The 13,776-nt window shown below is 47.2% G+C and carries 6 protein-coding genes; all 6 read left to right on the forward strand.

The window, feature by feature from the left end; translation table 11 throughout:
- Nucleotides 1-90: 90 nt before the first annotated feature.
- The 6 genes from A8709_RS11585 (at nucleotide 91) to A8709_RS11610 (ending at nucleotide 13,775) form a co-directional block, all read left to right on the forward strand.
- Complete coding sequence (locus A8709_RS11585) at nucleotides 91-2,880, forward strand: carbohydrate binding domain-containing protein (RefSeq protein ID WP_065852496.1); 2,790 nt, start codon at nucleotides 91-93, stop codon at nucleotides 2,878-2,880.
- A gap of 125 nt (nucleotides 2,881-3,005) precedes the next feature.
- Nucleotides 3,006-4,544 carry a response regulator gene (locus A8709_RS11590; RefSeq protein WP_065852497.1) on the forward strand — a complete coding sequence of 513 codons (1,539 nt, stop codon included), beginning with the start codon at nucleotides 3,006-3,008 and terminating at the stop codon, nucleotides 4,542-4,544.
- Between the two features lie 128 nt (nucleotides 4,545-4,672).
- Entirely contained in the window at nucleotides 4,673-10,504 is a 5,832-nt protein-coding gene (locus A8709_RS11595) for an S-layer homology domain-containing protein (RefSeq protein WP_065852498.1), read from the forward strand.
- A 160-nt stretch (nucleotides 10,505-10,664) separates the two neighbouring features.
- A complete protein-coding gene (locus A8709_RS11600) occupies nucleotides 10,665-11,990 on the forward strand; it encodes an ABC transporter substrate-binding protein (protein ID WP_065852499.1) in 1,326 nt (441 codons plus the stop codon).
- A gap of 83 nt (nucleotides 11,991-12,073) precedes the next feature.
- Nucleotides 12,074-12,943 carry a carbohydrate ABC transporter permease gene (locus tag A8709_RS11605; RefSeq protein ID WP_141692495.1) on the forward strand — a complete coding sequence of 290 codons (870 nt, stop codon included), beginning with the start codon at nucleotides 12,074-12,076 and terminating at the stop codon, nucleotides 12,941-12,943.
- A gap of 4 nt (nucleotides 12,944-12,947) precedes the next feature.
- Nucleotides 12,948-13,775, forward strand: coding sequence for a carbohydrate ABC transporter permease (locus A8709_RS11610; protein ID WP_065852501.1), 828 nt, complete (start codon nucleotides 12,948-12,950; stop codon nucleotides 13,773-13,775).
- Nucleotide 13,776 lies beyond the last annotated feature (1 nt).

The raw sequence follows: 13,776 nt of genomic DNA on the forward strand, positions 1-13,776 counted from the left end.
CCAATTCAATCTGAGCATGAAGGGCGTATACTTATTTTGTAGGCGCTTACAGCATAAGCGTCTGCCAATAAGATGACTGGGGTGATAATAATGGACACAGGCCTTATAAGCTTCAAGAGCAAGGCGACGCTCATGGCTTGGATTTTACCGCTCATGATGCTTTGGGGAATCATTTATACGCCGCCTGCAGCTAAAGCTGCGGTGACAGGCTATGTCACGCGATCGGGTAGTCAACTTCAGCTCGATGGCCAGCCGTTCAGATTCAGCTCGGCGAACATTTACTGGTTGGGCTTGGATGAGAACGTGCCAACGAACGGCACGATCGATTTCCCAACGAATTTTCGTGTGGATGATGCGCTCGCTACGGCCAAAGAAATGGGCGCAACGGTTGTTCGCTCTCATGCTTTAAACTCATTTGGCTGTACGAAATGTATCATGCCAACGCTGGGCAATTACAATGAGGAAGCCTGGCAGAAGGTGGATTATGCGATCAAAGCGGCAGGTGATCAAGGGATTCGTTTAATTTTACCAGTTGTCGACATGTACAATTACTATCATGGCGGGAAGAAAACATGGACCAAATGGTATGGATATCCTGATGATGGTGTGAGCTATACGGGATATGAATTTTTCAGCGATGCCAATATTATTACTGCGTTTAAAGCGCACTTGAATGTTATGTTGAATCGGGTGAACACATACACAGGCGTGGCTTACAAGAATGATCCGACGATTCTGGCGTGGGAAACAGGGAATGAGCTGGGTTGGTATGACAATCCGACGCAATTGAAAAACTGGACACAGCAAATTGCCGATTACTTGAAACAGCAAGATAGCCATCACTTGGTAGCAGATGGAAACTATGGTGTTGCGGATGCGCACTTGACCATCCCGAGTATTGATATGTATTCGGATCATTTCTACACTTGGGGAAATAAAGGTTTATCTGTTCCTGTTCTACAAACGCAAGCAAATAAAGTAAGAACGGCAGGCAAAGTGATGTTTGTCGGCGAGTATGATTGGGCTAGCGAGCAGTACGGTACACTTGCAGCGTTCCATACCGCGATTGAGAACGATGATGTCATCGCAGGTGATATGTATTGGGCGCTCTTTGGCCATAACGATAATTACGGCTATGAGCAGCATCCTGATGGCTATACCGTACATTACCCTGGCGACACGACATTCATGCGGACGCAAGCGCAGCAAATGCGGAATCATGCCTATAAAATGAGAGGCATCACTACTCCTCCTGCTCATGGTATTCCAGGTGCACCGTTGATTACGGGTTCCACGACTTCTGGTGGCAAATATGTACTAAGCTGGCGCGGTTCCGTGCCATCCGATAAGTACACGGTTGAACGCTCAACCGCAGGCAGCAGTGGACCTTGGACGGTGGCATGTAATCAATGCGCAACGGATAATCAAACTCCGTGGACCGATGCGGGCTCAACTGCAGGTGCTGCGACTTGGTACAGAGTCAAAGGACACAATTTATCCGGCATAGCAGGCGCGTATTCCAATGTGTTTGCGATTGCAGGCACGCAGCTGCAAGCGCCTGGAAGCTTCAGTCAGTCGACTCCAGCTAGCGGAGCAACAAGTGTGAATGTAACACCGACGTTTACGTGGGGCACAGCGGCCAATGCAGCCTCTTATTCACTCATCGTGGCCGATAATGCAGCGTTTACGAGTCCTGTAATCAACGTAAGCGGGCTTACCAGCACCAGTTACACGTCATCTAGTGTTTTGACAAACAACAAAACCTACTACTGGAAAGTAACAGCGGTTAACAGCACGGGCTCGACGAACGCCTCCAATGTGGGTCTCTCGTTTACAACGGTGGCTTTAGCCGCCCCGACAACAACGGTGGATGATTTCGACAGCTATGCATCAGATGCGGCGTTGCAATCTGCCTATGTGCGTAATTCCAGCGGAAATACGTTCACCATGACAAGAGAGGCAACAACCAAAGATGCTGGTGCCTATGGCGCGAAAATCGTGTATACCGTCAATGCAACGACGGACTATGCCGGAGCTGTTCACACGCTTGGCAACGCGAATTGGACCGGCAACACGAGTCTGAATCTATGGGTGAAGCCCGATGGCTCCAACCGGACATTAACGATTCAATTCAAGGAAACGAATGGCGAGCTGTGGGAGACGTACTATACGTTAGCTGGAACGACAGCGACGACGTTATCCATCCCATTCACAAGCTTTCAGCACCCCGGCTGGTATAGTGGCGGTAATGGCGTGATTGATTTGGGTTCCATTGCGGAGACTAATTTGTATGTCAATAAAGGCTCAGGTGCAGACGGCAGCAGCACAATTTATGTAGATTCCATCAAGCTTGGTAACGGCTCAACGCCACCACCGCCAACGACAGTCCTTATTGACAATTTCGAGGGCTACGGTGGCTCTAACCCAAGCGTTCTAGCAGCTTACGTTCGTAACACGGACGGAAACACGATCACGCCAACGTTAGACACAACGAATAAATCGCAAGGCTCCTATGGCTTGAAGTTAGTCTACACGATTGGAACACCTAACTTTGCTGGCGTCGTACATACGATTAGTCAGAACTGGACGGGTAAAACAGGGATTCAATTCTGGTTGAAGCCAGATAGTTCTAACCGTACGCTAACTGTACAATTTAAAGAGCCAAACGGTGAACCGTGGGAAGCGACGTATACGCTCTCAAGTTCAACTAGCGGAACGATTCAGCTGCCGTTTTCGGCATTTGCACATCCGTCGTGGTATTCTGGCGGCAATGGCACGAAAGATTTAGGCAGTATTTCTGAATTTAACCTCTACATCAATCAAGGATCTGGTGGAACGGGCAGCAGTACTATTTATGTGGATGATATTCAAGCTTATTAAGTTGTAGTGTTTGCGATACCAACTGAAGCCGTCATGCGGAAATTCCGTGTGATGGCTTTTGCCTATATGATAGAATGAATGGGACCAGAGTCAAATTCTGGAATGCCCTCAAGGGTGGGATGTTCATGATCCGCATCATTGTCGTTGAAGATGAGAAAGCAATTCGTATTGGTATTGTAAGTATGATTGAACGTATGGACCTTGATGTCCAAGTGATAGGATCGTTCGGTAATGGCTTGGAGGCTGTACAGTTTCTAACCAAACAAGCCGTAGATGTCATCATCACGGATATTTCAATGCCGAGAATGGATGGCTTCGAGCTGGCTGAGTATGTCCGTCAGCATGATCCCGAAACCCATATTGTCATCTTGAGCGGATACAATCAGTTTGATTATGTGCGCAATGCGCTTCGAAGCGGTGTCAGTGATTATTTGGTTAAGCCCGTGAATAAGAAAGAGCTCCACCAAGTGCTGTTAAAATGTATCGAGCACAAGGCGCAAGAGAGATTGCGTAAGAGCAAGAAGACGGATCTGCTGCTGCGAAGTTACTTAGTTGGCGAACTAAAGGCAGATCAACTGACACTGCTGTGGGATTCTTTCGTAACGTACCAGCAGCGAGAAATGCCTTGTGTATGTGTGGTAGGCAGCTTTAGCCACGCACCGACAGCATATGTTAAGCAGCGTGCATCTGCGCTTCATGCCGCTCCAGAAATCCTCGTATGCAGCCTCACGTCTAACCTTCAGATGCTAATTGTAGCAGGTATTTGGGACGCAGATGAAGAACCAGCCACAGCAAGCTATGAGCGAATAGCGTTAGTATTGGGATTGGAAAACGGGTGTCGCCTAGGCTTGTCAACGGTGATTACACGCATGGAAGACTGGCCTAGAGGCTTCTCAGAAGCGATGTCGGCTTATTGCCAGTATTGGCATACGAATGGAAAGCAGACGGTGATCCACTATGAGGAGCCGAGCTATCCACGTTCCGAAATAACAGTCATGGTATCACTGATCGATGGCCTGTTACACAACACATCCAACTGGATGAATCCGGATGAACGTAAGAAATTAAAAGGGCATCTCTATCGGCGAGCAAAACGAATCGAGATTCGGTGGGAAGATTTGTGCCGCGTTTTGGGTTATTTACTTTATCAACTGCGCAGTCGCATGTCGGATGCCACGAACCGCACGTTCCATTCGCAAGGAGAATCAAGTGATCTGGACCTGCAAATAGGGGAACATGCTGCTATGTTGGACGCGATAGAGGATATTTTTGGCAGGATTGATGCGATAGTAGCAGAGATGAACATGGAATCTGGTGCCTATGAGCGTAAGGTCGTGGGTACCGTGAAGAAAATCATCGATCAGGCTTATCATCGTGAGATTGAATTATCGGAGTTAGCGAATCAAGTGTATTTGACAGCGAATTATGTGAGTTTTCTTTTTCGCAAAGAAACAGGCATAACGATAACCGAATACATTATGGAACTTCGCATCTCGAAGGCCAAGGAACTGCTGCTTACACAATTAGCGATGAAAACCTACGAGGTGGGTCAAGCGGTGGGGTATCCCGATGCGGCCTATTTTAATCGTTTATTTAAAAAGGTTGTCGGCACCACACCCCGTATGTATCGGGAACAAACGCATGTGTTGCACGTGCCGAACTAAACTTTTTTGCTGTTCGATGCAGGATGGCAATGGAGTCCAAGAAAATGCCAAGCCAGTACATTTTATCCCTAATCCATCCCTCCTATAATTGAAATGAACCAAGATGTAGGATACAAGGGGGCGAATGTATGCATTTGAAAAGCATGTGTGCGAAGCTAGTAGTTGCCATGCTAGTGGTGTCTATGGTCATAAGCGGTTTTATAGGCACACCAATCATGAAAGCGGATTCAATTCCGGCGACAGTGCTGGGACATTTTATTACCCGGTCCGGTGATAAATTGATGGATGGCACCAGCGAATTTCGATTTATTGGGGCCAATGTGCCCACACTGACGATGGTGGAGGACGGTTATTGGCAGGTTCCGACGGAATGGGAGCAGCGTGATGCATTCAAGGCTTTGCAGCAAATGGGAGCTACAGCAACGAGAACGTATGTCATCTCTGTCAAAAAAGCGACGGATTATCCAGGTAGGATTCGGCACGTAGAAGCACCTGGGCAGTTCAATGAGCAAGCGTTCGTTGCGCTGGATCGCGCGCTCGCACTTGCGAATGAATACGGAATTCGTTTGATTATTCCCTTCGTGGATCAATACGAGTGGTGGGGCGGCATTGGCGAATATGCAGCTTTTCGCGGGAAGAACAAAGATGCATTCTGGACGGATACGACCATCAAGAACGACTTCAAGGCAACGATTAACTATGTGTTGAATCGCACTAATACCATTACAAATGTGAAATACAAAGATGATCCGGCCATTCTTGCTTGGGAAACAGGGAATGAATTAACGCCTCCAACCTCGGCATGGACGACGGAAATAGGCACTTATATCAAAAGCCAAGATAATAACCATCTGCTTATCGATGGCAAATACGGGATCGATGCCAGTTCGTTGGAGGCAAGTTCACCTATCGATATCGTTAGCAATCATTATTACCCGAATCATTATGCTAGCTTTGCTTCGCAAGTAAGTCTCGATCGCGAGATGGCGAAAGGGAAAAAGCCCTTCTACGTAGGCGAATTCGGCTTTATACCTCAAACAGAGCTAACACCATTCTTAAACAATGTAGTTGAAAACGGTACCAGTGGAGCCCTGATTTGGAGTCTCCGGTATCACAGTGAGGATGGAGGCTTCTTCCGACATACGGAAGGGACCTATGGCGGCACCTTCTATGAAGCTTACAAATGGCCGGGCTTTCCGGCTGGTGAACAAAGTTTCCAGGAGTCTTCCGTGTTAAGTTTACTTCGAGATCAAGCATATGCAATCCGTGGCATTGCGAAACCTGCGCTGCCGGTTCCTGATGCACCTGTCATGCTGCCGATTAATACGGTGTCACGTATCGGCTGGCAAGGGTCAACAGGGGCAACGGCGTACACGGTGGAACGCTCCGTCTATGCGAATGGTCCTTGGGATATTGTCGGTGCACAGGTTTACGATGCAGCCAAGACGGATCTATTTGACGACATGACCTCGGTTACAGGAGCGACGTATTATTACCGGACGAAGGCAAGAAATACCGTTGGAGAATCCACGTATTCGCCTGTTGTAGGTCCTGTTATAGCAATACATGCGATACAAGATGAACTAATTGACTACAGTCACATGTATCAATTCTCAACGGATTTGAAATTTACAACGGATGATCTGGATCCAGCCTTATTCGGAGGAGATCATTATCGACTCATGTTGCAGCCAAATGCAGTTGACCAATTCGTGGCATATGCTCTTCCAGCTACGCCAAGCCATTCAATCGAACTTCGCGGGTTATCCTTGAAGGTTTCTACATTCCGGCTTACAGCGAATCCAACGAATGAGTTTAAGTTCTGGACTTCAGCAGATGGCATAACGTACACAGAACTTCAAGTTGAGAAAACGGATGCTGGAGGCGGCGAGTGGAGGAAGTTTGTGTATCACACGGACAGCTTGCCGGTGGATGCGAAATACTATAAAGTTACTTTCCCTGAGGGAGATGGAGAGTCTCAACTAGGAGATGTCGAAATCACATATAATCACACGAGTGGTGAAGCTTTGATCTATCAAGATCCGATTTCCAACATCGCAATTACGAATGGCGTTCTGACAGACGAGATGAATAATACGTTGAAAATGGCGGATCATACGACCAATCTGGGGTTCGAATCTGGCGGTGACTACTTCGACCATGATGAGAAACGATTAGTGCGAACCGCCAATACAGCCGAATCCTTTGTCTATCAAACGGCAGGGGATATGAATTACTTTGTCATGACGACGTATGCTAGACAAGAACCAAGTGCCTATCGATTACCGAATTTTACTTTCCAGACTTCATCCGATGGTGAGCACTATAACGATGTGAATAATGTCGTTGTCAATGAGACGCCAGGTGAGGGATATTGGAGTCGGATGGTTTATACGGCCTATACATTGCCTGCGGGAACCAAATATGTGAAAATTATTTTCCCAATTGTGCCTGCTGAACATGCTGATCAGTCCTGGAACCCGCAAGTTGGGCGCATCCAGATTGGTGTTGGTTCTGAGACACTAGAGCCGCCTATCATTAAAAAAAGTGATGTCATCGAGAATTTTGAGACATATACAGGATCAAATGACACGTTGAATCGTGCGTACACAGTGAACTCCTCTGGGTCAACACTTGCGCTATCCTTGGATGCAGAACACAAATCCGAAGGGAATTATGGCTTGAAGTTAACTTCCTCACTGAGTGAAGGTTGGGGTGGGATGGAGAAGCCAACAACCAATACGGATTGGTCGGGAAGCAGTGGAATTTCGTTCTGGGTTCTGCCTGCAGAGGTAGACACAGGGATTACGATTCAATTCAATGAGGGCAGTGCAACCAATGGGGAAGTCTGGAAGAAGGACATCCGTGTCTCGGGAAGTGAACCACAGCTTATTCAATTGCCATTTAATCAATTTTATGTGGCAGATTGGTGGAAGAACTCTCATCTAGGTGTAGGCAATAATCAGGTTGATCTCTCATCCATCACCACATTCAGTATTAATATCGATGGTGCCAAAGGTGTGAATCGAACGCTATACTTCGATAATTTCAGCTTGTATAAATCGCCTGTCGTGGATACTTTCGAGAGCTACGGCGGGGACAATACGAAATTAGGAACGCAATATAACCGTAATTCGGATGGTGACCCGATTACCGTTAGCTTGGATGCCGAACATAAACAGGCGGGAGATTATGGGCTTAAGCTCAACTTTGAAATGACTGCAGCCAAAGGGTATGCCGGTGTAACGAAATCTGTCGGCGGTGCGGATTGGTCTGCCTACAATGGACTTCAACTATGGATGCAGTCTGAGGAAGCAGGGCGAGGGGTTACGATCCAGGTGAAGGATGCTACCGGTGAGTATTGGGAAGCCAAATTGTTTGTAGACCATACAGATGGTGCTGTTGTGAAAATACCATTCGGCGCCTTCCATTTGGCGGGATGGCAAAATGTAACGACGGATGGCATACTGGACCTCAATGCTATGAAGGAATTTTCCATTTATGTAGATCGGGGATCGATCGGCAACGGTGCTGGAACGCTTTATGTCGATGATATTCAAGCGGCATCGATCCAAGATATCGACAATTTTGACTATTATTCGTCTTCCTCTGTGGTGCAAGCCGATTATGTGGCTGATTCATGGGGAGATACAATTACGGCTGCGTTGGAAAATGAAACGAAGCAAGCCGGCAGTCATGCATTGAAACTCAGCTACCAGCTAACGGATGCAAAAGGCTATGCGGGCGTGATTCGAACGCTCGGCAAGATGGATTGGAGCAAAGGCGGCAACGCGATGTCTTTCTGGATGAAGTCAGCTGCTGTCGGGCATGGTCTTACGTTCCAGTTGACAGAGCGTGATGGCGACATTTGGGAAGCGCAGACGATCATATCGAGTACAGATGCGCGTGTTGTACAAATTCCTTTCGGTGGATTCGCCCGGAATCAAACATGGTCACGAGGCGATGGCAAGCTCAATCGAGCAGAGATTGCATCCTACGCTATTTTTGTGAATAAGGGAGCGGGGCAAGCCGGAGCGAATACCATTTATATCGATTCCATCAGGATTGATCAAGTGCCTACGCTAGAGGATTTTGACTACTATGGCAGTGGGGAACTCGTATTAGGAGGCGCATATTCAACGAATCCATATGGCGGTACGGTCACGTTGACGCCCGATGCAGCTTTCAAAGAAGCCGGGCCTTATGGTGGTAAGTATGTGTATGAACTAACGGATACACGCAATTTTGCCGGTGTGAACAAACAGCTCGGTGCGATGGATTGGCGTGACTATGAAGGTATCCGGTTTTGGTTGAAAAAGGACGCCTCCAACCGGAAGCTGACGATCCAGTTTCTAGAGTCAGACGGATCAGCGTGGGAATCCTACCTTGCTTTAACGGATGATAAAGCAGGCATAGTCAAAATGAAATTCAGTGATTTTGTCAGGGCGCCGTGGAGTACGAATGGGAATGCTGTGATGGATCTAGATGCCGTCAAAGAATTTTCGATTTATATCAATCAGGAGAATGGTGCGATCGGTAAGAGCACATTGTATTTCGATACGATTAAGGTATATAAGGCAGGGGAAGAGCCTGACCCCGAAACAGATCCAGGTACTGATCCAGGCACAGATCCAGGTACAGATCCAGGTACAGGACAAACGCCTGATCTAGTTATTCCAGCGCCAAGCGTAGTTGAACATACGAATCAAATTGAACTTACGGCAGGTTCTTGGAAACTCCAAACGATCACAAATGTTTCAGGGAAAAAGGTCAAGCAAGCAATTGTTCAAGATGATGATTTGAATCAGGCGTTGCTGCTCCTGACGAAGAAAGAGCAAGGAACACCGATTGTGCTGACGTACAGCTCCGCAGACATCGAAGAGATCGTTATACCGAGTGGGGTATTGGCAGATGCACTTAAAGCCAATCCTGATTCCTTCGCGCATACGGTCATTACGCTTACGAACGAGATTGGCTCGTATTCCCTTCCGCTTAACATCGTGGCTAATCCTGCCGTTGTGAAAGCTATAGGGGCAGATGCACAGGATGCTGAGCTGCATATTGCGATCTCACCTGTGACAACGGAGCAAGCTGAGTTGGTAGCAGCTGCTGCCAAAGCCCATGGAGCAACGCTCATCGGTCAGCCGATTTCCTTCCGCTTGCTCGTTGAACATGGCGGACAGCAAACGGAGATAGACAACTTCGGATCCTTGTTCATCAATCGAAGTATCCGTATTGTCGATCCTACTGATCTGTCGACAGCCACCGTTGTGGTATTCGATGAATCCACAGGTACATTGACGTTCGTACCTGCCACATTCCAACAGCAGGAAGGTAAACAAGAAGCCGTTATCAGCAGAAACGGCAATAGTGTCTATGCGGTCTTAACGCATCAGTCGTCATTCACAGATGTGCCAGCCGCGCATTGGGCGAAATCTGCGATTGACACCCTTGCGTCCAAGTTTCTGCTCAATGGGATCACGGATACCACTTTCGCACCGAATCGCGCCGTCACCCGAGCGGAGTTTACAACGATGCTGGTGAAAGCGATGGGAATCGTGCCAAGCGGCAGCGCCTCAGCGATATTTACCGATGTAGCTGCGCAAGATTGGTATGCACCTGCGATTCGAGCTGCGCATGAATTGGGCATTGTGGATGGCTTTGCCGACCACAGCTTCCAGCCGAATGCGACCATCACCAGAGAGCAGATGGCCGTCATGCTCGGCCGAGCACTAGGGTTAACGCAGTTAACCCAAACGGTGAAACCGGCTGCGACACTCGCATATACGGATGCGTCCAACGTATCCGCTTGGGCGGAGGCATCAATCCGCCTGGCAACGGCCGTTGGCTTGCTAAGTGGGAATCCGGACGGTTCTTTCCGACCGCAAGCCAATGCTACGCGAGCAGAGGCAGCTGCTGTCTTCTATAATCTGCTGCACAAGTTAGGCAGTGTTAAGTAGGTCAATGGGGGGCTTCGGCCCCCGTTTCCGAATCACTTTTCCACAGAAAAGTGGAAATACAGTACAAGGAAAAACAAATGCGTGCCATTTTACTCGAAGTATGGGCGTTTTATAATGAAATTGTAAGCGCTACACAAACTAGTTCATTGGGGGAAATAAGATGAAGAAGACATTAGTAGCCACAACATCGATTTGTTTATTAGCGACTTTACTTGCAGCATGCGGATCGGATACAACGACAACGACGACCAGCTCATCGCCAGATACCAAAGCCACGGCAGCGCCAACGGCTGCGGCAGCGACCGAAGCACCGAAAACAGCCAATGCGAATGATGATATTAAAGGCAAAATTGTATTTGCCACGAATCGGACGGACTTAATTGATACGAAGCTGAAAGAGTATCGTGAAGCCTTCAAGAAAAAATTCCCGAATGCAGACGTTGAGTTTGAAGCGGTGAAGGATTATGAAGCCGCTATCAAATTGCGCATGGCAACAGCGGATATGCCGGACGTCATTCTAATTCCGAACATTCCGAATGCGCAGCTGCCTGATTATTTTGCCCCACTGGATGATCTCGGCTTGAATGATAAAATTCGCTTTAAAGACTACAAAGCTGCGAACGGTAACACATATGGACTCGTGACAGGCGGTTCCACAACAGGAATTGTGTATAACAAGAAAGCATTCGCGGACGCTGGCATTACATCCTTACCGAAGACGCTTGATGAATTCTATGCGGCATCCGACAAGCTGAAAGCGAAGGGGATTGTGCCTCTTGCAACAAACTACAAGGATAAATGGCCACTGTACACTTGGCAGCACGTCGCTGTTGCGATGTCCGGCAATCCGAACTTCTGGAACGATCGCATCAAGCAGGATAACGCTTTTGACCCGAATGGCGCATTTGCTAAGTCCCTAGGTATTCTCAAGACGATGATCAGCAAAGGTTACGTGGAGAAAGACATCAACTCCTCTAACTGGGAGCAGTCTAAGAAAGATGTAGCATCAGGCAAAATGGCGATGTATCTATTGCCGAACTGGGTGATTCCGCAAGTGATTGAAAATGGCACGGATAGCGCCAATGTCGGCTTCTTCCCAATGCCTTTCGATAACTCTGGCAAGCTGACAACGTTACTGACACCTGATTATTTCTATGCCGTTAGTAAAAACAGCAAAAACCTTAAAACAGCCAAAGCCTTTGTTAAATGGTTAATCGAAGATTCCGGCTATGATGATTTCGCGGGCTTCATTCCATCTCTGAAGGATAAGAAGTCCTCCATTACTCAATTGTCTGATTTCCTTGCTACGAAGGATCTGAATTTTGTGGAAATCGCAGCGGATAACAGCGATGCTATGGCAATTCAAAACAAAGCGCAAATCGATTTGAATGACATCGCACAAGAGGTAGCCGTAACTGACGTTGCCAAAGTATTTGATAAATACAACAAGAAGTGGGAAGAAGCGAAAAAGGCGCTCGGCAAATAAGCCTGTAACGTATGAGGGGGCTGAGTGAGATGTATGAATCATTCAGTCCTCTTTCTCAAATTAAAGAGCAATGAGGTATGGAGATGAGCTACCAACAACAAAAAATATCTTTGATCGTATCCTTCTTGATCGTGCCGCTTGTGCTGCTTCTGACGTTTACTTATTATCCGGCGATGAGGCTCATTTATCTAAGCTTTACCTCTTGGGATGGATTGACACCAGTCAAAACTTGGATTGGTTTCCGTAACTATAAAGATATTATGGGGAATCACGAGGTTTTCTATATCTTCCTCCATAATGTGGCTTACTTTGTAGGCGGAATTGTGCAAAATGTGATTGCTTTCTTCTTCGCTGTACTGTTGAACAGTAAATTGAAAGGCCGGAATGCGTTTCGCACCATCTTATTCTTGCCCTACATTATGAATGGGGTCGCTGTAGCGTTCATGTTCGGCTATGTTTTTGACACCAACACAGGCTCCTTAAATTATTTTCTGCATCTCTTGGGTATTGACCCGATATCTTGGCTAGGCAAGCCTGGTCTCGTTAACGTATCATTGGCTTCCATCTCAGCTTGGAAGTTCATGGGTTTCAACATGGTTGTTTACTTGGGTGCTTTGCAATCACTGCCGGAAGACCTTTTTGAAGCAGCTAAAATGGATGGTGCACGAAGGCTTCAAGTGCTGCGCTATATTACATTGCCTGGTATGAGGAAAATTATCGAGCTTAATCTGTTTCTGACTGTTATAGGGGCATTGGAAGTGTTCGACCTCCCCTTCGTCCTCACCAAAGGCGGCCCGTTGGCTGCCAGTAAAACGTATGTTCAGCAAACAGTGGAGACCGCGTTTCAATATAATAACTTTGGACTCGCGTCAGCGATGAGTGTGATGCTCATGATCGTCGTCATCGTTGTCGTAACCGCACAGCGTAGAATTGTCGGAGGAAAGGAGGAGTGACCCCATGAAGCCAAGAGCCTTCACGTCGGCGATGAAATATGCCATGCTTACGTTAGCAAGCCTTATTATCTTTTTTCCCTTATACATCTTGTGTGTCAATGCTTTCAAGGGAAGCAAGGAATATGGCATGTCCAGTGCATTTTCACTGCCGAACTCCTTTCTTAATTTCGAAAATTTCCGAATCGTCTTCGAACGTGGGAATCTCGGTCAGGCCTTTCTGAACACGATCATTGTCATCGGTTTATCCTTGATTGGGAACATTGTCATGGGCACTATGGTCGCGTATGTACTAGGGCGGTTCAAGTTTCCAGGTCGGTTTCTCATTCTGGGCCTGTACACAGGGGCGGCGATTATTCCAGCGATCACAACACAAGTGGCGATTTTCTCGATTATCAAATGGTTAGGCTTATTCAACACCCATTTCGCTCCGGTGCTTCTGTACATTGGTGCGGATGTGGTCCAAATTTATATTTTGCTTCAGTTTATTCGGAATATCCCGTATGAACTCGATGAGAATGCGATGATTGAAGGGTTATCCCTGTACGGAATCTTCTATCGGATTATCGTACCCTTGCTAACACCGGCGATTTCGACCGTGATTATTCTAAAAACGATTTCGATATACAATGATATGTATACACCTTATCTGTATATGCCCTCGCAGAAGTTAGGTGTCGTATCGACCACGTTAATGAAATTTACAGGCACGAATAGTGCAGAATGGCAATTGATTTGTGCGGCAATTCTTATCATTCTACTTCCGACGGTTGTCTTGTATCTGTTCCTTCAGCGATACATTTTCTCAGGAATAACGAACGGTTCTGTGAAATAAT

This window comes from Paenibacillus pectinilyticus, from assembly GCF_001700435.1.
Classification (GTDB): Bacteria; Bacillota; Bacilli; order Paenibacillales; family NBRC-103111; genus Paenibacillus_E; species Paenibacillus_E pectinilyticus.